This window comes from Rhodospirillales bacterium (assembly GCA_018666775.1).
Lineage (GTDB): Bacteria > Pseudomonadota > Alphaproteobacteria > SMXQ01 > SMXQ01 > JABIXC01.
In genome coordinates this window covers 20,956-40,294 of the sequence record JABIXC010000007.1, presented here as the reverse complement: position 1 = coordinate 40,294, position 19,339 = coordinate 20,956, and the positions used below count along the sequence as shown (strand labels likewise).

Annotated in this window: 20 protein-coding genes and 1 tRNA gene; 7 read left to right on the top strand and 14 right to left on the bottom strand. The window is 52.9% G+C overall.

Annotated features, from left to right (window positions below):
* Positions 1–34 precede the first annotated feature (34 nt).
* Together mtnA and HOJ08_02470 are read left to right on the top strand one after the other, a co-directional pair.
* Positions 35–1,129: an S-methyl-5-thioribose-1-phosphate isomerase gene (gene mtnA, locus HOJ08_02475; protein MBT5672303.1), complete on the top strand. Its 1,095-nt coding sequence runs from the start codon at positions 35–37 to the stop codon at positions 1,127–1,129.
* A 3-nt stretch (positions 1,130–1,132) separates the two neighbouring features.
* Complete coding sequence (locus HOJ08_02470; GenBank protein ID MBT5672302.1) at positions 1,133–2,353, top strand: O-antigen ligase family protein; 1,221 nt, start codon at positions 1,133–1,135, stop codon at positions 2,351–2,353.
* Here the strand turns inward: HOJ08_02470 and HOJ08_02465 are convergent.
* The 4 genes from HOJ08_02465 to HOJ08_02450 form a co-directional block, all read right to left on the bottom strand.
* On the bottom strand, positions 2,350–2,598 hold the full coding sequence (locus HOJ08_02465; GenBank protein ID MBT5672301.1) for a hypothetical protein: 249 nt from the start codon (positions 2,596–2,598) through the stop codon (positions 2,350–2,352). The genes HOJ08_02470 and HOJ08_02465 overlap by 4 nt on opposite strands.
* Before the next feature lie 4 nt (positions 2,599–2,602).
* A complete protein-coding gene (merF, locus tag HOJ08_02460) occupies positions 2,603–2,815 on the bottom strand; it encodes a mercury resistance system transport protein MerF (protein ID MBT5672300.1) in 213 nt (70 codons plus the stop codon).
* A gap of 158 nt (positions 2,816–2,973) precedes the next feature.
* Positions 2,974–3,696 carry a hypothetical protein gene (locus HOJ08_02455; protein ID MBT5672299.1) on the bottom strand — a complete coding sequence of 241 codons (723 nt, stop codon included), beginning with the start codon at positions 3,694–3,696 and terminating at the stop codon, positions 2,974–2,976.
* Positions 3,697–3,988: 292 nt separating this feature from the next.
* Positions 3,989–4,696, bottom strand: coding sequence for a class I SAM-dependent methyltransferase (locus tag HOJ08_02450; GenBank protein MBT5672298.1), 708 nt, complete (start codon positions 4,694–4,696; stop codon positions 3,989–3,991).
* A gap of 107 nt (positions 4,697–4,803) precedes the next feature.
* Here HOJ08_02450 and HOJ08_02445 point away from each other — a divergent pair, with 107 nt between their 5' ends.
* On the top strand, positions 4,804–6,006 hold the full coding sequence (locus tag HOJ08_02445; GenBank protein ID MBT5672297.1) for an MFS transporter: 1,203 nt from the start codon (positions 4,804–4,806) through the stop codon (positions 6,004–6,006).
* On the opposite strand, the gene HOJ08_02440 is transcribed toward HOJ08_02445, so the two are convergent.
* Both HOJ08_02440 and HOJ08_02435 read right to left on the bottom strand, forming a co-directional pair.
* Entirely contained in the window at positions 6,003–6,764 is a 762-nt protein-coding gene (locus tag HOJ08_02440; GenBank protein MBT5672296.1) for a transglycosylase SLT domain-containing protein, read from the bottom strand. The two genes, HOJ08_02445 and HOJ08_02440, sit on opposite strands and share 4 nt — an antisense overlap.
* A gap of 270 nt (positions 6,765–7,034) precedes the next feature.
* Positions 7,035–7,946 carry an N-formylglutamate amidohydrolase gene (locus tag HOJ08_02435; GenBank protein ID MBT5672295.1) on the bottom strand — a complete coding sequence of 304 codons (912 nt, stop codon included), beginning with the start codon at positions 7,944–7,946 and terminating at the stop codon, positions 7,035–7,037.
* Between the two features lie 267 nt (positions 7,947–8,213).
* Here HOJ08_02435 and HOJ08_02430 point away from each other — a divergent pair, with 267 nt between their 5' ends.
* Positions 8,214–8,588, top strand: coding sequence for a response regulator (locus HOJ08_02430; GenBank protein ID MBT5672294.1), 375 nt, complete (start codon positions 8,214–8,216; stop codon positions 8,586–8,588).
* A 130-nt stretch (positions 8,589–8,718) separates the two neighbouring features.
* A tRNA-Val gene (locus HOJ08_02425) sits at positions 8,719–8,794 on the top strand.
* A gap of 177 nt (positions 8,795–8,971) precedes the next feature.
* Here HOJ08_02425 and HOJ08_02420 read toward each other — a convergent pair.
* The 7 genes from HOJ08_02420 to HOJ08_02390 all read right to left on the bottom strand — a co-directional run bounded on the left by HOJ08_02420 (position 8,972) and on the right by HOJ08_02390 (position 15,946).
* Complete coding sequence (locus HOJ08_02420; protein ID MBT5672293.1) at positions 8,972–9,127, bottom strand: hypothetical protein; 156 nt, start codon at positions 9,125–9,127, stop codon at positions 8,972–8,974.
* Positions 9,128–9,190: 63 nt separating this feature from the next.
* Positions 9,191–10,393: a DEAD/DEAH box helicase gene (locus HOJ08_02415; protein MBT5672292.1), complete on the bottom strand. Its 1,203-nt coding sequence runs from the start codon at positions 10,391–10,393 to the stop codon at positions 9,191–9,193.
* 297 nt (positions 10,394–10,690) lie between these two features.
* The gene (locus HOJ08_02410) at positions 10,691–10,894 is read right to left on the bottom strand and encodes a cold-shock protein (GenBank protein ID MBT5672291.1); all 204 of its coding nucleotides are present in this window, start codon (positions 10,892–10,894) and stop codon (positions 10,691–10,693) included.
* Positions 10,895–12,122: 1,228 nt separating this feature from the next.
* Positions 12,123–12,920, bottom strand: a complete 798-nt coding sequence (locus HOJ08_02405; protein ID MBT5672290.1) for an FkbM family methyltransferase — start codon at positions 12,918–12,920, stop codon at positions 12,123–12,125.
* 3 nt (positions 12,921–12,923) lie between these two features.
* A complete protein-coding gene (locus HOJ08_02400) occupies positions 12,924–13,628 on the bottom strand; it encodes a glycosyltransferase (GenBank protein ID MBT5672289.1) in 705 nt (234 codons plus the stop codon).
* Between the two features lie 567 nt (positions 13,629–14,195).
* Positions 14,196–15,005: a hypothetical protein gene (locus HOJ08_02395; protein MBT5672288.1), complete on the bottom strand. Its 810-nt coding sequence runs from the start codon at positions 15,003–15,005 to the stop codon at positions 14,196–14,198.
* An 8-nt stretch (positions 15,006–15,013) separates the two neighbouring features.
* Entirely contained in the window at positions 15,014–15,946 is a 933-nt protein-coding gene (locus tag HOJ08_02390) for a hypothetical protein (protein ID MBT5672287.1), read from the bottom strand.
* A gap of 434 nt (positions 15,947–16,380) precedes the next feature.
* Here HOJ08_02390 and HOJ08_02385 point away from each other — a divergent pair, with 434 nt between their 5' ends.
* Positions 16,381–17,457, top strand: coding sequence for a methyltransferase domain-containing protein (locus tag HOJ08_02385; protein ID MBT5672286.1), 1,077 nt, complete (start codon positions 16,381–16,383; stop codon positions 17,455–17,457).
* A gap of 143 nt (positions 17,458–17,600) precedes the next feature.
* Entirely contained in the window at positions 17,601–17,726 is a 126-nt protein-coding gene (gene rpmJ, locus HOJ08_02380) for a 50S ribosomal protein L36 (protein MBT5672285.1), read from the top strand.
* 107 nt (positions 17,727–17,833) lie between these two features.
* Here rpmJ and pyk read toward each other — a convergent pair whose 3' ends face one another.
* Positions 17,834–19,252, bottom strand: a complete 1,419-nt coding sequence (gene pyk, locus HOJ08_02375; protein MBT5672284.1) for a pyruvate kinase — start codon at positions 19,250–19,252, stop codon at positions 17,834–17,836.
* Between the last annotated feature and the right edge of the window lie 87 nt (positions 19,253–19,339).

Genomic DNA, 19,339 nt, shown 5'->3' with positions numbered 1-19,339 from the left:
GAATAAAAACTGGAAATATGGATTTGAGACTTAAATGAAGGTTGGAAATACACCTTATCGCACCATCTGGCTGGCCGATGACGGTTGGACGGTGGAAATTATCGACCAGACCGGTTTGCCCCATGAATTCCGAACGGTTCAATTGACGGGTTTGGATGATGTGGCCCGTGCCATTGCCACCATGGAGGTGCGCGGTGCACCGTTGATCGGGGCAACGGCGGCCTATGGGGTTTGCCTTGCCTTGCGAGAAGATGCAACGGATCAGGGTTTGAAAAAAGCCTGTGATGTCTTGCGCGCAACCCGGCCGACGGCGGTTAACCTTGCCTGGGCGCTGGCAGAAATGGAAAAGACGATTATTAAATGCCCGGTCAATGAACGGGTGGAGGCTGCGTATCGTCGTGCAGCAGAGATTTGCGACGAAGACGTCGAAATGTGTCGGTCCATCGGGGAACATGGCAAGACGTTGATTTCTGATGCTGCTCTCGCCAAAGGGGATGGCCCGGTCAATATCCTTACCCATTGTAATGCGGGGTGGTTGGCGACGGTGGATTGGGGGACGGCACTGGCGCCGGTGTATATGGCCCATGATGCGGGCATTGGGGTGCATGTCTGGGTTGATGAAACCCGCCCGCGCAATCAAGGGGCCAGCCTCACAGCGTGGGAACTTGGTGCCCATGGCGTGCCTCACACGGTTATCGCTGATAATGCGGGGGGGCATTTAATGCAGAAGGGTGCGGTTGATCTTTGCATCACCGGCACCGATCGCACGGCCCGAAATGGGGATGTCTGTAACAAAATCGGAACCTATCTGAAAGCCTTGGCGGCGTTTGACAACAATGTGCCATTTTATGTGGGTTTGCCGGGACCAACCATTGATTGGGATATGGCGTGTGGCATGGATATTCCCATCGAAGAACGCGATGGGGCAGAGGTCACGCATATTCAGGGTGTCGATGATGCGGGTGTGATTTTGAAATTGCGCCTGACACCCGATGGCACGTCTGCTGCCAATCCGGCATTTGATATTACCCCGGCCCATTTGGTGGCAGGGTTGATCACCGAACGGGGTGTTTGTGCGGCTTCAGATGTTGGGCTTGCGGCACTCTATCCTGAACGTGTGGGGCCTTAAAGCGTGCCCGGGTCAACACCATCGCGCGAAAAATGGCTGGTCGCTGTCGCATTTGTAGCACCCTTGGCCAGCCTTTATGCCGCCAAGGGACTGATCTGGCTGGTTCTGGGTTTGGCGCTCTCTCTGATCTGGATGGAGCGGAAAGAACAGCCTCAATTTCCCGGGTTTCCCAAGGGTTTTGCGATTTTTCTGGTGGGGGTTCTGGCCTGGGGGGCGGCAAGCATCATTTGGTCCATCGCACCGGATCGAACCCTGGGCAAGGGAATTGATCTTTTCGCCGTTTTGTCTGGAATTCTGGTTCTTTTTTCCGTTCATCGCCGCCTGGATTCGGGTGGGCAAAAGGCAGTGGGCATGGCGCTTGCCATGGGCATTGGGATTGCCTGTTTGATCGTCCTTGGCGAACGTGTGAGCGACGGGTTTTTGATCAAACAGGTACGAAACCCCGTGGGATTAAGTACGGAAGAACTGTTTTCTAATTTCAATCGAGGGCTTGCCGTCATGGCGGTCCTGCTGTGGCCAGCACTGATGGCGTTGGAAAATCAGGGGCGGCGACTTCTGGCGATTGGTTTGGCAGGGCTGGTTTTGGTGACGCTCTGGTCGTTGTATGGCATGGCTTTTTCGCTGGCGTTGACCCTCGGTGTCATCGCATTTGTCTTATCCGCCGTCACCCCCCGGCCCATGACCAAGCTTTTGGGGGGCATTGCGGCGATTTGGGTGATGATGGCGCCAATCGCAATGGACCGGGTGTTGACCCACATTGATCCCGCAAGCATGGTCAGTGACCATTCCAATGTTTCAGTTGTTCACCGGCTATACATTTGGAAATTTGCCACAGAAAAGATCATGGAACGCCCCCTGCTTGGGCATGGTTTGGGGGCTGCCCGGGCCGTGCCGGGGGGTCAGGATCTGGTCGCATTGACCCTTGAGGATGTGCCGGCGAAAGGCACTCTGATCTCCTTGCATACCCATAATGGCCCGTTGCAGTTGTGGCTTGAACTCGGGTTTCCAGGCGCTGCGTTGGGGGCGGTGGGAATATTTCTATTATTTTCATTGGCCGCAAAAATGAATTATGCGATTGCGCGGGGATTGATGGTAGCTCAGATATCAACAGCATTTGTCATTTATAATCTGTCATTTGGCATCTGGCAGGCATGGTGGCTGGTGGTGTTGGCGTTGGGGGCATTTTATATGGCGCTGTTTACCGATGATGCGGCGCGCGCCTAACAGCAGCCTTTGCCATTTTCCTGCATCGGCGGGCAGAGGGTATCTCCATAGGAACAGAACACACAGCAATCGCCCTTTTGGGGCTTTAAAACCGCGCCGCAGCCAGTGCAGTCATAGAAATACTGGCAGGCATCTGTTGGCATTTCCTCACGCTTTATTGCCCCGCATTCAGGGCAGGTGAGGGTTGAGAACAGGGTGATTTCCTGTTGAGGTTCTTTGCTGTCTTGACGGGGGTCTTCGTTCATGATTTCAGGCTCTCTTGTTACGCCGCAGGCGGGTAACCCCAATGATGGTGAGGGTTGAGAACATAACAAAGGCCGGGATTAGAACGTAATCCGAAAAGCCAAGCCAGGTGCCAAAGGCGGTTCCGCCAAGCAGCAAGGTGAGAGCGGGGGTCAGGCAACATACGGCGCTGACGCATGCGCCTGTACTGCCTGAGCAGATTAATTTCTTTGGGGTCATGATGCACCTCCGACATAGATCCAAGGATCATATTATTTGCCATTTTCGCGTAAGGGAAATCACCTTTATGTGAGGCCATGAAAAAACCGCCCTTTGCCGCCATCAAAAGGATGGGACAAAGAGCGGTTTTAAATCAACCGGTAAGCAACGCAGCTTTGTTAGAAAGAGCGGCCCACGGATGCGATCAGGCGAGAGCATTCATTGGTGCACTGGCCCGATGGCAGATCGGTTCCAAGATAGGTGACTGCAAAATCAAACCCGGCGCCGGCAAAACCAATGCCTGCAGACCAGTCGGTATAATCATCAAATCCGGAAGTGGTGTTTTCTTCCATCCATTGCCTGCCGCCATGGAGGTTCAGGGTGAAAATCTTGCCAAGGGGAATGCCTGCACCCAATTCAAGATAGGTGGCATTGCCAGCGGAGCCTGTGAAATCAGGGGAGTAGCTGATTTTAGCACTGCCGCTGAAGGCACCAAAATCTTTGCCAAGACCGATAGAGCCTTCGACAAAATCAAGGTCCGCAGCATTGGCTTGTCCGGGGTAGTGATAATAGATCGCCCCGACATCCATGGTGATTTTGTTGCCAAGGTCCTTGGAAAAGCCGCCATAGACATCCATTTCAAGGTTGCCGGCAAAGTTGATGTTGGAACCCCAAACGCCAAGACTAAACCCGGAATCATGGGTAAAGTCGAACCCGCCTTGCGCAGCGGGGCTGCCATTGCCCGATTGGGAAAGGCCTCGCCACAGGTATTCAGAGACAAAACCAGCATTGGCGCTGAATTTTCCGCCCATTGATTTTTCTGTGAATAATTCATCGGCATGAGAGGTCGAGCCGAAGCCGATCATCACCGCCATAAGGGTAATCAGGAGTCTAAATTTCATGGTTTATTCCTTCGTGTTGCGACAGTCCAACGTGTTTTTTCTAGTGGAGCAATCCGCTCTTGCGTCAAAACAGAGCCCTGTGTGGGCGCCTCAAGGGTGGATGTTTCCTACCCTCAGTATCGCAAGAGACATGCCAATTGCCCCAAAGCAGGGGCTCTTGGTAGAAAATGGCTAAATATAAGGGGGTGCAGCGGGTCGCCCCAAGCAGAAGGGGGGACGGCAGGTTCGTAATAGCGGCTAATATGCCTGTTAAATAGCCATTCTATTGTGGCTGGTTAATTAATAGGCATATTTAGGTGGATTTTTTGAGCAGATTAATCCGGAAGATCTGATCGAAACAGAGCTTTCCATCCTCCTTTTGGGCGGCGGCCACGAATTTTTCTTTGATTTCCGGCCCACGGTCTTCGAAGATTTTTTTGCGTTTTTCACCGCGCAGACTCTGTTCGTCGGCATATGCCTCAAAATTTTCATAGGCCTTTTGGGAATGGTAGGTCACTTCCTCTACTGCATCAAACGGGCCACGGGCCAAGGTTTGGATGGCGCCGATTGCCAGATTGCGCACTTCGCTTTCATCATTGACGAACCGGGTTGCTTCAAAATAATCCCCGGCAGCGACAGGTTCCATGATGTAGAGCACCCCGTCCGGGTTCAAAGTCCGTCCGGCTTCATTGAGCGCATCGGCCATGCGTTCTGGTGCGACGTGATGGAATGAATTGGAAAAGACGACAATATCAAGTTCCCCGTCTTTAAATGGCATGGCTTCCGCCCGTGCATTTTTCCAAGCGACATCAACCCCTTCATCGAGAGATTTCGCAATGGCGCGATCAAGGGCTGTCTGGTTGATATCAATGCCTGTGACCTCTGCTCCGGCTTTGGCAAGGAAGCGGGTAAAACGACCTTCACCACAGCCAACATCGACGACTTTCTTGCCATCAAGGTCCAGTAATTCTTTCGCAATTTCGACGTTCGATGAATAGCGCACTTGCTGGTCCGTGGTCATTATCCTAATTTCTCCGCGAGTTTGTTTGCTGGGCCTCCATGATTTTTATCGGATAATGGTGCCATCGTCATGAAAAATATGAACCGCGAAAATATTGGGAACACCTAATGCCTGATTTGGGGTCACCATCTGTTCGGACCGTTCTTGCCCCACTGATCTCCATGACAGTTTTTCAGGTGATGGTAACCATGGCCATCTTGACCTTGCCGGTCTTTGCCGTGCGTCTGGGGGCAGATCTTGGGGTGCCTGCGTCCTGGGTTGGTATTTACATGTCTGTGGTCTTTTCTGCTGCCATGATCGGGGCCATTTTAGGGGGGCCCGCGGTCAAGCGGTTCGGCGCTATTCGTTTGGCCCAAATTTGTTTGGTGCTCGCCGGTGTCGGGTTGTTGGGGTTGACCGTCGGTACTTTGGTGGCAGTGGTGTTTTCGGCCCTTATTCTTGGGGCTGCCTATGGCCCGCCCACCCCGGTCAGTTCCCATATTCTGGCACGAACCACACCGCCGCATCTGATTCCGATTGTGTTCTCTTTGAAACAGACCGGGGTGCCAGCCGGTGGCGCATTGGCGGGCGTCGTGGTGCCACTGCTTGTCTTGCTCTGGGGTTGGCAGGGGGCGGCAAGTGCGGTGGCAGTGGCTTGTTTTTGTGTGGCGCTGGGGTTACAGCCCTTGCGACGCCATCTGGATGGAGACCGTGATCCCCATGCGCCGATTGGCCGTGATCCGTTCGCACCGCTGCGTCTGGTTATGGGGGATGCAGGACTTCGGCGCATGTCTTTGTTGTCGTTTACCTATTCTTCGGTGCAGATGTCCCTGATTGCCTATCTTGTCACCTTCATGGTGACAGAAGTGCATTACAGCCTGATCGCGGCCGGTGCCATCCTTGCCGTTGCCCAGATTGCCGGGGTGATTGGCCGTGTTGCCTGGGGGGCCGTTTCTGGAACCCTTGTCTCACCGCGGATTCTTTTGGCGCTGTTGGGGTTTTTGATGTCGGCGGCGGCTGCCGCAACCGCACATTTTGATCCCACCTGGGATCCTTGGATCATCTATGGCATCGCAGCTGTCTTTGGTGCCACGGCCATTGGCTGGAACGGGGTGTTTCTGGCGGAATTGGCCTTGGTTGCCCCCAAAGGCCAGGCCGGCGTGGCAACCGGGGGGTCGGTCTTTGTCACCTTTGCAGGCGTTGTAATCTCGCCAGCATTATTTGCAGGGCTGGTTGCATTAGGGTTCGGCTACAAAGGCGGGTTTCTATTGCTTTCAGCCATGGGCCTGACCGGGGCCCTTCTTGTGCTCTTTGATTCCAGACAGCGTTAGCGGTTGGATACGATTAGGGTATTTCGTCGGGCACTTCTTTGGGCCGCCCCTCTTTTTATTTTTCTGGCTTTGATAAATGCGCGGTGTTTGCGTTGGCGCGCTTCATAGGCCACAACGCTCTTTCGACGCCGTTCTGCGCCCACCTTGATGACCCGTTGACGCTCGGCCGCTGCGGCGCGTCTGCGTTCCACACACCACAATCCCATAATCTTTCGCCGATAAGACCGATTCAAGCGCCTGGTAGCTGAATGGTAGTACCCAACGGCAAGGGTCCATGAATGGCGTGCAATGTATAATTTTTCAAGATGCGCTGCGGCGTAAGCAACGTTGGTTTCGGGGTTGAAAGCCTCATCCAGATTGGCAAAGGCATCGGGGTGATAGCCAAGGTTCACCTGCATGCAGCCAACGTCAATATTGCGAATATTTTGGGCCCGCATTTCTTTAACCTTGGCGATGGCCGCTTCCCGGCTTGGCAGGTAGTGGCTGTTCTTTCCCGATGTAACCGTCCATGGCCAGGCAAAACTTGCCTTGCGCAGGCGGTCATATCGGCCCGATTCCGCAAGGGAAATGGCCCTTAGAATTTGTCCGGGAATATTGTGTTTTTGCTCTGCACGATCAACGGCGTGCATGCATAAATTCTTATTATCTTCAATGGGTTGAAGTGCATTTTCCGTGCTCGCCCAGACGGTATTTGACCCCATGCCCAGGGCAAAAATCAGGGCCATTCCTGCCAACAGGCGGCGGCAATTTAGAGACATTGGGGTTGGCAAGTTGGCTTTCATAGCATTCTCGATGCAATCCCTGAGCCAGAAGGGACACGTAATATTATTACTCAAGTCTTATATAAAACATTTGACACTATTTTGCACTTATGGAATAGTCGTAATTGCGGTGCCGGGCCTTACGGCTTTGGACCGCAGACACCCTTTTTGGGCGTTTCCTCCCTATACTTAAGGCCACGCTACGGCGTGGCCTTTTTTTTCGATTTTTTTGGGCCGGCTTTTCTTGCGCAGGCTTTTGGGGCCAGCTTAGGGAGCCGTGGGGGGCGCTATATCCTGAAAAGAGCCAATCAACGCGGTCAGCGATTCTGTCAGTGCCGCCATACCGTCGCTTCGGGTATAGGCATCTTCATCCATATAAAGCCCCCGATTGATTTCGATCTGCAGGGCATGAACCCCGGCATCGGGGCGGCCATAATGCATGGTGGTATAGCCCCCGGAATAAGGAATATTGCGGGTCACAGAATGGTTTCTAGATGTCAGCATTGTTTCCACATGATCAGAAATGGTGCTGTGGCAGGCTGCCCCGTAACAATCACCGAGCACAAAATCGACGCGCCCAATCCCGGGGTCTTGATCCATCGGCCCACCGACCGATGGCATGGAATGGCAATCAATTAACAGGCACCAGCCAAAGGCAGCCCGGGTTTCTTCCAAAAGCCCTTGCAGGGCTTTGTGATAGGGGCGGTAAAGCCGGTTGATGCGATCTGCGGCTTCCGTGAACAATAGCTTGTCTTTGTAAATATCAGAGCCCGTGGCCACGACCCGGGCAATGGTGCCAAGCCCGGCGGCGACCCGGGCAGACTGGCAATTGACGTATGTGGGCAAAGGATCTTTGAACATTTCCGGGTCCAGCTCGAAGGGTTCCCGGTTGGGATCGATATAGGCGCGGGGGAACAGGGCTTTCAGCAGTGGGGCTCCGAGACCGGGGGCTGCGGCAAAAATTTCATCGACGAAACTGTCTTCAGATTTGCGCAAACTGGTGCTGTCCAGTTTCGATGCCTGGGTAAATTCCGGGGTGTAATTCGTGCCGCTGTGGGGGGAGGCAAATACCACAGGCAAGGTCTGTTGCCGGGGGCGCAGAATCTCTAAAACCCCATCTTCTAGCAACGCAGCGGGGGCATTTTTGGGGTCAATAAGGGGTGTGGTCGGGTTAACCATAATGGACAGACTTACCCTAAACCCAAGGGTCTGCCAAGGGTTCGTCTTGGAATTGAGGGGGATTACTGGAATTATACAATTTTAACTTTTGGACCTTTGACGCGGCCCCCAGTCCGGTTTACCCTTAGTGCAATAATTCGGATGTGTGGGGGGTTAACCCTGCCTTTGGGAGGGCCTTCGGGGGCCAATATAAGAAACCTCCGGAGCGTTTAAAAAGCTGTAATTTTGGTCGTTTTGGCCGATCTGAGTACAAGGAAATAATCCGTCATGAGCCGCATTCTTCTTGCTGAAGACGACGCCACTATGCGCATCTTTTTAGCCAAAGCCCTGGAACGGGCGGGCCATGATGTGTTCGCCGTGGGAGATGGCTTGGAAGCGTTATCAGCGTCCAAGGCAGTGCAATTTGATCTGTTGGTGGCAGATGTTGTGATGCCATCGCTTGATGGCTTCCAGCTGGCTGCCAGGGCCCGGATTTCCCATCCTGAGCTTCAGGTGATGTTTATCACCGGGTTTGCCGCCGTTATGCTGCGCGGCCGCGATCAGGAATTGCGCGGCACGAAAGTTCTGTCAAAACCCTTCCATCTGCGTGAATTGGTGGACCGGGTAGAAGAGATTCTGAAAAAGCAGGCCAGCACCGGTTAACGCGCCCAACCCATCATTTGGCGGCCCCCGCATTTTTCCAGCCTTCATCCATCAATCATCTTGGACATGCCCCCTCAATAGGGTATAACCCGGCCCCGAAGGCAAATTTTGGCCTTCACCCCGAACATGGGGGCGCGTAGCTCAGCTGGAAGAGCACTACGGTGACATCGTAGGGGTCACAGGTTCAAGCCCTGTCGCGCCCACCATTTCCCCCCTCCCTCATCGGTTGAAAATTTTCTGAAGTGTTCCTAATTTTTGGGGCCCAAAATATGCGGCCCATACAAAAATACTGCGCGCTTTGGCGCACAGTATTTTTGGGTATTTTAAGCCAGACCCAGCCAAGTATTGCGGGCCTTGGGCTTTAAGGGAAATAGAAAAAAGGGTTATTCAGAAGCGGGGGTGTCACCGGCTTCGGATGCTTTGGCTTCCTTGCGCGCCTCTACCTCAAGCCTCTTGGCTTCGGCCTTGGCGGCTTTCTTTTCCTTTTTCTGGATTTCGCGTTGGTTCTTTTCGAAATTGTAATTTGGCTTGCGAGCCATGGCTTTCTCCGGGTTTATCATTAAGACACACCGGATTATCCCGGTGCATTGTGATGCGTTACGTTAAGCGGCTCTGCGCGAAGGCTTGCCCTGTCTGCGCGGACGATTGTGCCGCTGGTTTTTGTTGGGGCGTCCCTGACCACCCCGATTTCCGCCACCTTTTTTCGGCGGTTTTGCAGTGGCGATGTTTGCAGGCCGTTCACCATTTTCAGAGGGAATGGTCATCCGGATAAGCGTCTCAATATCGCGCAGGTAAGCGTACTCGGTTGAATCGCAGAACGATAGTGCAATCCCTGTATTTCCTGCCCGGGCGGTGCGCCCAATGCGATGGACATAACTTTCCGGCTCATTGGGGATTTCAAAGTTGATGACGTGGGTAACACCAGGCACATCAATGCCGCGTGCGGCAATATCAGTGGCCACCAAAACACGGGCTTTTCCCTTGCGGAAATTTTCCAGCGCGCGCTGTCGTGCACCTTGGGATTTGTTGCCATGGATGGCCTCGGCCAAAACGCCTGCCTTGACCAGTGTTTCTGCAACCTTGTTGGCGCGATGTTTGGTGCGGGTGAACACAATAACGCGTTTAAAGCTTTGGTCGGCCATCAGATCGCGCAACAGGCTGATTTTTGCACCTGTTTCCACGAAATGAACGCATTGCTTGATGGCCTTGACCGTTACCGTCTTGGGCGCAATATCAATGCGCGTGGGACTGGAAAGAATATCCTTGGAAAGGCTTTCCACAGCATTCGGCATGGTGGCCGAAAAGAGCAGGGATTGGCGTTCCCTTGGAATTTTGGCAATAATTTTGCGGACATCGTGAATGAACCCCATGTCCAGCATGCGATCGGCTTCGTCCAGAACCAGATGTTCAACGGTGCCAAGTTTGACATGGCCCTGATCCATCAGATCGAGCAACCGTCCAGGCGTTGCGACAATGATGTCCACGCCCTGGCGCATTTTGTCCACTTGGGCCTTTTGAGAGACACCGCCAAAGATCATGGCAACGCGCAGTTTGGTGCTGGCACCATACGACCGGACGTCGTCGGCGATTTGGATCACCAGTTCGCGGGTAGGCGCCATAATCAGTGCTCGGGGTGCGCGCTTGCCACCACCGGCCTTCAGAATTTGCAGGATAGGCAGTGCAAAGGCGGCCGTTTTCCCGGTGCCGGTCTGGGCAATGCCCAGGACATCGCGGCCTTCAAGCAAAATAGGAATAGATTTGGCCTGAATGGGGGTGGGGGAAGTGTAATTCTTGGCGGCGAGCATATGACATAGGGGCTCGATAATGCCAAGCTCAGCAAAGCTGGGGACAGTATTTTCTTGAGTATTAACTTGAGTATTCAATGGTTTAATCTTTCTACGCGCGCAAGTACGCGCGCAGGGGTGCGAAAAGCTCGAACCGGCACGCGCCGCGTTGGGCGCTTTTGCCACTTCCACGCGCACCTGGAAACAACGGAAATATAAAAAAGGGAGGGAACTCCCGCGACGAACAGCTTCTTAATAGAAGTGCTTTGCGCGACCGCGGGAGATTCTCAGAGAGGCTAAAAAGCCTCTTCTGCGGCGTTACTCAGCCTGCAGATTAACAGCCTTAGGGCCGCGGGCATCAGGTTCAACATCAAAGCTGACCTTCTGGCCTTCATTGAGATTGGCGATGCCGGCTGCTTCAACAGCGGAGATGTGAACGAAAACGTCCTTTGAACCATCTTCTGGTGAAATGAAGCCGAAGCCTTTAGTGGCATTGAAGAATTTTACGGTACCTGTGGTCATTGTATTACTTTCAAAGTTTTAGGTTATTCGGAAAAACATTTGTTTTTATCCGAGGCGAAAGATCACACAACGACTTGAGGGAGAATTATCTGCAGCAGAGCGAAAACGCTATGTTGCGGAGGCATTACCAGTAGGGGCTGTGGAGCCATCACGGCGTGCATATGCGCATGATAGTCCTGAAATGCAAGCATTTATTGCAAAAACAACTATTCTTATTTTTCTATTTTTTCCGAAATTGACCCATTTCGCCCATTTTTTGGTGATTTTCGACATGAACACCCTATGAAAATATTCTCAACCCTGCTAAGAACACGTTCTTTCCGACTATGAGCCGCCTTTGGCGGGGAAATTGCCCCTTATGAGTTATAAAAAACCAGAACCCGATGGGGATATTGCCCCGAAGGTCCGCGATTGTCTCGCCTGCCGACGTCCATTTCCCAGTGAATGGACGGGTGAGCGTATTTGTCCAAAATGCAAATCCTCGTCATCGTGGCGGAGTGGATCTGTACGTGAATGGGCTTCTGACTCAAAGAAGTAATCCCATCGTTTGATCGGATTTGAAACTGTGAGCTTCCCACGCGTCTTTGTCATTAATTTGCCCCGTGATGTCGATAGCAAGACGGCCATGGTCTCCAGGCTGGATGCGATTGGTATCGTTCCTGAATTCATCGAAGGCGTGGACGGGGCGACCCTCGATCTTGAGCAATCCCCTTTTTATGATGGTGCCCATCGGCGGCGCTGTTATGGCCGCGATATGACGGCGGGTGAATTGGGCTGCCTTCTTGCACACCGGAAAATTTTTGAAAAGATGGTTGATGAAGGAATGGCGCACGCCATTGTTCTCGAAGATGACGTCATGTTCGAAGACGATTTTCCAGCGGTTGTTCGTGCCCTGATTGATGATCCCCGTCCGTGGGATGTCATTCGGTTTTTGGGTGCAGGGAAAATCTATGATCGCGGGTGCCGGATCATAGCACCCCTTTTGGGTCGGTATGCGTTGGCACGTTTGCCCACGGCACCGGGTGGGGCACACGCATATTTGATGACCCTGAAAGCGGCCCGGGTCATGGTTGCCCACACCCGTGTGAATTGGGTGCCCATTGATACGCTGCAGGGGCGGTGTTGGGAAACCGGGTTGGAAACGCTGGTGGTCCATCCTGCCCCTCTGGGGACCGATCCAGAAGCCGTGTCTACCATTGGCGATGTGCGTTTTGACAAGACGGTTCGCTCAACGGGATGGGCCAGGCGGCTTTATCCTTTGACCCGGTTTTGGTTCAAGCTGTGCGAAGGATTGGGAAAGCGTTTTGTTTTCTTGTCGGCCTGGTTCCGCGATCAGAAAACGTACCGATAACACGCCGTCAATCTGGAGCTGGCGGTTGATGCGCCGTGCGAAGGTTCGTTCGGTCATAAGGTGAGGCACAAACCCCAATTCGTGCAAATAATTCAGAATTTCAAGGTAATTGGGCTCCCCTTCATAAAGCGGGAGCAGGGACATTTCGATCTGGATTCCAAAAATGGAATCCATGATTCCTTCCGCACCCTGTAAGACCGCCATGTCGTGACCCTGGGCATCAATCTTGAGGAAAGGGCGCGATGCATCCTTAAAGCCATTTGGGAACAGCGTATCAAGCCGATGAATGGGAACCCGGTCGTGTTGTATGGTTTCAGTCCGTGGCAATGCTGATTTCAGGGCATCGGTCGGTGGGGAAAGGCTGCTGAGGTCGGATGCACCGGAAACCATCATTTCCACCATGTCGTCACAGTCGCCCAGGGCGGTGCGCTCATTGACCTCCCATAGGGGGTCGTTGGATGCGGCCGCCACAAGTTGTTCGTAACAGCTGATGACCGGCTCAAAAGAAATAATTTTTCCGGCGTAATCCCAGCGTCTGAGCATTTGGCCCGTTTGGCCAACATTGGCACCAACATCAAGGAAAAGATCGACGTCGTGGTGTGCAAGAATGAGGCTTGTCTTGCCTTCAACCGTGCGGTGTTTTTTGGGTTTTCTGAATAGGTCGATGAGTTTCATGGCCTATTTCAGATAGCTTCGCCATTCATCGGCATAGGGGATGTCTTCGTACCCTTTCATGGTTGGGATGCCCCGGGTCATGTGGACAATTTCCGGGTCAATTTCAGGCGATGACCATCCATCCAGCCAATTCCACCCCTCAGGCAGGGCGCCGATCTGTTCATCTTCCAGCCATTTGAAAGCGTGCAGGAATGAGCCTGGGGAATTGTTTGTCATTTCCACAGTCAATTTTGCATTCGCAGGGTGGCTGCAATTCCACAGAATCATGGACGACCAGTTTTTTCGGAAATAAAGCTCCTGGCGCTGCCCATCCATTTTTATGTTTTCTTTGGGGCGATGATTATGCTGAACGCACATGACGGCATATTTGTCATCGGCCAGATCAAACAGGGCTTTGATGTCTCGGCGAAATAGAAAATCTGAATCGGTGCAAAGTGCCCAGCCCTTATAATCTTGTAATGCGGGCACCAAAAACCGGGTGAATGAAAAATCTGTTGAAAATGGTTTGCCGTCGCGGGTGTCAATCCGCTGATTACCTTCTGTGGTGAAGGGCCGGTCATACAGGTTTTTGGCGCGCAGTTCTTCTTCGCGCAATTCCTGAATGTTTAGCGGGATGGAAGACGTTGCAAGCAGGGATGCTCTTGCTACTTCGGTCGCTTCTGGTTCGCGGCGGTCAAAACCGATATAGACGGAATGGGTCATGGTCATATGATGTAAACAAAATTCATTTTTCAAGGTTGCGGGAAAGTGCCCAAAGACGTTGGTTAACTTAACATTTTACGAATTGCGCTCACACAAAATAAATTATTTTTATTTTGCTGGGGGTGAAAAAACATCCAAATGTTAAAAGTTTTTTTAAATTTTTACGTAATAACCATTCTCATATTCGTTCTTGCCTTTTAAATGGTTGGCAGAACAAAGACATAATCATCTTGCATTTAAACATGCAAACAACCAATTCGAGGCTGTAATGGGCAGAATCAACATCAAGGGACTTATCTGGGGCGTTCTTACATGGATCATCTCGATATTTGTATTTTACGTCAACGGAACACTTTGTTTCTCGGTTGAGAGCTGTCGTATTGATGGACTGTTTGTTTCAGGTGGGGTCGCACTTGGACTTTTGATTCCGGCCTGGATCGTTTCTGCCGTTGCTTCCGCACTTTCCCCATCAAAGCCGAAACAGGTGAAACAGCCAGAGCAAAGCGCCTAGCGGTTTCCTATCCTTCGAACGAATGCCCCCGGTAAGCCTCGGCAGCCAGTTTATGGCGCGGCTTAATCTTTTGGTGGCGCGAAATTGGCCCGGGCGTGGGATGGTTTGAAGCCAGCCCGTTCGATGTTGTGATAAGAATGCTGAGGATCCCCTTCCACAGCCTCACCGGTTTCTACCGCTAGAATTTGGCAGCCATGGATGGATGCGCCTTCGATCCGTGCAGCAAGGGTCGCCCCTTGGGAACCGCGTCCTCGAAGGTCGGGATCAGTAGCCCCCCAATCCAGCCAGCCCAGCCCTTCGTGAACAAACAGGGCCCCGCACCCGGCGGGCTGGTTCTTATCAAAACTCATGAAAATGTGCCAATGATCGCGCCCTGCAAGGGCTGCATAAACCTCGGCCATAGGATTTGTGAAGCCAAAGCTCGTGGCAACAATACGGCCAAAGTCGGCCCCGTGTTCCGGGCCAATTTCACGAACGCTCAAATCTGTTTTGGCGCTGGGAATATTGCCGGGATCGCGCTGAAACTTCACCCAGGCACGGGTTGGCTCCAGTCCTTCTTCCCCCAGCCAGTCTTTTAATCCAGCCGGGCGGGATTCGGGATGCAGGTGAATAAAATAGCGCGCAATGCCGGCTTCTTTGTAACGGGCAACCAAATCCCTGACTTCCTGGCGGCTTGCTTCTGTTTCAAGGCCAAGGCCGATGGTGCGGTTGAACATGACATTGGGATCATTCCGTGTAAGCGAAAGATATGCGCTGCCAATGGTTTCCCCTTCCATGCCCAAAGCTGCGCGGGCATCCAAAGGGGCTGCAGCATGAATATCCATCAATGCTGCGCGCTCAGTCCGTTCCGTCGCGAGAGAAAAGGCATCCATAACGCGGCCTAGCTGTTTTCTTCTGGCCAGCAGGCAAAACCCAGACCGGTCTTTGCATGATGGGACGGGATATAATCCAGAACCTTGCCTGCGCGCTGCATGATGGCCGCAGCGGTGATCCATGCCCGAATTTCACCGGTGCCGCCCCGCAGGGTGTCTGAATCGAAGGTGAATAGATTACACAGGTCTTCACCCTTGTTTTGCTCTATCCGTTCCAGAACCCAGCGGTCCAGGGGTTCATCAATCCAGCCAGATCGTGGGCCGCGGGGGTCGTGGGATAGGCCCCCTGAAGCGTAAATTGCAATGCGTTCCGGCGCATCGGCCAGAATTTCGCGCAAGGCAATGCCCATATCCCAGCACCGCTGTGCCGTGGGCAAAGGTGGAAAGTTTTCATTGATGAAAATTGGGACCACCGGAATATCAAGTTTTGGATTAATCCGGGGATGGGGGTGAATCAGCATATGGGACATGCCCTGGCTGGGCTTTCCCAGAGGCTGCATTTTTCCAAGGTTAGAGACATCAAAGCCATGTTTGACCAGACCAAAGAGAATGCGGTTGGCCATGTCTGTATGGACCGGGACGGTGACATGGGAATCTTCCAAAGGCTGGTCGATGTAGCGAGGCTTTGACGCACCCCATACTTCATCGCCCGTGAACACGGCAAAAATGGGATTGTTGCTTGAATTGAACATGTCGCCCTGATCATCGCCGATATAGATGATGACATCGGGTTTGTAATCCGTGATTTGTTTGCGCAGGTTTTTAAAAACGGTCTCGATGCGCGCGACGTGTTCTTCGATGACCTCTGGGGTTTCCAGCTTTGCTGTGTGGGGTTGGGAATCGCGCATGTAATCAGGGACCCCTTCATACACTTTGGGCCACCATTTCGCCGGGCAGAAAACCGCCGGGGCATGTGCTGTTGCGAAACCTAGTCCGATCATTGTTTTATTTCCTCAAAGCAAGCTTGGTCATACAGGGATGTTTCGAATACTAATCATTTTTTTGCACGACGCAAAGGGTTGATCAATAGGGTTGAACCCCCAATGTCATGAAAACGTTTGAATTGGATCAAGCCCTCACAACCCTCACTAGCGATCAAGGGATGGAGATCAAAGACCTGGCCGCAACTAAGGGGTTCCAACAGCCTTTTTTGTTGTGTTTCTGCCCTTTAATTTCCATGACGCGCCTGGCTTCCTTAGTTTTTTATTAACCGTGAAACTATAGAATTCTAGGTATGTGGGAACGTCTATGGGCCTATTTTGCCGATAGATTGTCCCGGTATTTGTGTCCCTTGCAGGGCAAGGTTGGGGCTTTTTGGCATCAGCACTGCCTGGAATGAAGGAAGTAGCCTGGTATGAATGTGGCGTCAGCCTTAATGAAGGTTTTGCCATTCGGCAAAAAGGATCCGGCTGGGTTAGAACCCGGCGCGGAAAGCGACGAGGCTGGTCTTGAGCCAACCGCTGATGGTGGCAGTGATTCTAAGGGGGATGCGCCTGCGCCGGGTGAAGACGAAGGCGAGAACAATCTGATCACACGCATTATGGCTTGGTGGGAAGGCCAGGATGTCGATGAATACAAACAGCTAAAGGCTGTGGCCGATGCTGAGAAAGAGGTTGAAGACGCCGATGGCGAGCCCGCGTTAAAGGTCGTTGCTGGCGGCAAAGACAAGACCGATCAAGGCCCCCAGGCATATTGGAATCCATCGCGCATTCTTGTTGCCGAACTTTTGTGGGGCGAAGGCGAGGTTATTCCGGGGGGTTCTGAGAGGACCATGGAAATGGTGTCTTCTTTTGGCATTCAGAAGGAAACCAATGTTCTCAATATAGGCGCCGGCCTTGGTGGTGCCATTCGGGACATTGCAAAGAAATTTGATGTTTGGGTTTCTGCTTATGAAGCCGATGCCGAGCTGGCCCAGGCGGGCGTTGAGATGTCCATTAAGGCAGGGTTGAGCAAAAAAGCAGAAATTGAGCATGCCGATATGGAAAACCTGACGGTGCGTGAAGAACACTTCGCCTGCGCATTTTCCAGAGAAGCCCTGTACATGGTCAAGGACAAGGAAAAATTGCTGACCAGCGTACAGGAAGGCCTGAAAATGGATTCATCCTTGCTGATAACCGATTATGTTGTGGCCGAGGGTCGTGCCGATGATCCGGCGATCGCTAAATGGAAAGAGGTCCAATCCAGACCCATCTATTTATGGAGTCCTGCCGAAGCCCAGGAAATGCTGCGCCAGCTTAATTTCGAAGTGCGGGTAGATCAGGATATTACCGCCCAGGTGCGTGGCGATATCTTTGCGGGTTGGGAAAAATTTATTACCAGTCATGAACGCGACGGGGTTCCCCCGCAATTGCAACAAGCCCTTCTGGAAACGGCGACCGATTGGGCTTATTGCGTTGAAGCTATGGATTCCGGGGCTTTGCTGGTCTATCGCTTGGTCGCCATCAAGAAATAAGGCTTCTAAAACAAGGGTTTTACAGGCAGAAACAAGGCGTTGTGGCGACGGTTGACACAACGGGGTCAAACCCTTATGTTCCGCCGCATCAACGGGGCCCAAATGGGCCTTTCTTTAAGACATTTATTAGGAAAGCCGGGATCATGAAGGTTCTGAATTCGCTGAAATCAGCAAAAACACGTGATAAAAACTGCCGTGTCGTTCGTCGCCGGGGCCGGGTTTATGTGATTAACAAGCGCAACCCCCGTTTCAAGGCACGCCAAGGCTGATCGGCCCCTATCAGGCCAGCCCCCATCAAGATCGGGGATAGCCCATCATGATCGCCGCCCTTAGGGGCGGCGTTTTTATTTGTCTGAATTTTGGCAGCGTATTTTGCTTATTCGTTAACGGTAAAGATTCTGAGGACATTGGTCGCCCCGGGTGTTCCAAAGGGCACCCCTGCGGTGACGACCAGTTGTTGGCCTTTGCGCGCAAACCGTTCGCGCACAGCAATGCGGGCCGCGCGCGCAACCATTTCAGTAAAGTTCCGCACATCCCCCGTGACCACAGGATAAAGCCCCCAGACCACTGTCATGCGGCGTGCTGTGCTGCGTTGGTTGGTCAGGCACATAATTGGCACACTGGGGCGTTGGCGGGCAGCGCGCAATGCTGTGGAGCCTGATGTGGTGTAGGTCACAATGGCGGCAGCAGAAATGGTATGGGCGACAGCCCCGGCAGCGGCCGTGATGGCATCGGATGCTGTTGCGGTGGCTTCAACCCGGGTGGTCTCTATGACATCTAGATAATGGTCATCCTGTTCGACCTGGCGAATGATGCGTTCCATCATGCCAACGGCTTCTTTGCCATAAGACCCAACAGCCGTTTCAGCAGATAACATCACCGCATCCGCACCGTCATAGATGGCGGTGGCAACGTCCGATGCTTCGGCCCGGGTGGGTGCCGGGGATTGGATCATGGATTCCAGCATCTGGGTGGCAACCACCACAGGCTTGCCTGCCTCATGGCAATGGCGGATGATTCGTTTTTGCAGGGTTGGCACTTCTTCGGGGGGCATTTCCACGCCCAGATCGCCCCGGGCCACCATGACGGCATCAGAAAGTGCGATAATTTTGTCCAGTTCCTGGATTGCCGCAGGTTTTTCCAGCTTGGACATGATGCTGGCACGGCCTTTGGCGATGGCCTGAATTTCGGCGACGTCTTTGGGGCGCTGGACGAAGCTAAGCCCAATCCAGTCGGCACCATTTTTAAGCGCAAAGCGCAGGTCGCGCTTGTCTTTGGTGGTCAACGCGGGCAAGGCCAACACCGTATTGGGCACATTCAGGCCTTTGTGGTCTGACAGCACCCCACCGGTAATGACACGGGTATCGATATAATCACGGGTTTTCTTTTCAACCCGAAGCCGGATGCGACCATCGTCTAATAACAGGTCGTGCTTTGGCTTCAGTGCAGAAAAGACTTCGGGATGGGGCAGGGATACGCGGGTTTGATCGCCGGGCTTTTTTGATCGATCAAGCCGAAAATGATCCCCGGTCTTGAGGGTGATTTTGCCATCGATGAAGGTGCCAACGCGGAGTTTCGGCCCCTGAAGGTCCATGAGGATGCCGATGGGGCGGCCACATTTTCGTTCCAAATCGCGGATGATTGCAATTAAGTCTTTTAAAATGTCATGGCTGCCATGACTGAAATTGAGCCGGAAGACATTGGCCCCTTTGCGGTGCAGGGCCTCTATTTGGCTGGGTGTTTGGCTTGCAGGGCCAAGGGTGGCAATGATTTTTGCATTTCGACGCTGTGACATGGCGCAACACTACCCCCCGTTTAGGGCTTGCGCCAGTCATCTTTTTTCACCCAATAGCCATGATTGATTGGGCGCGCAGGCCGGGTA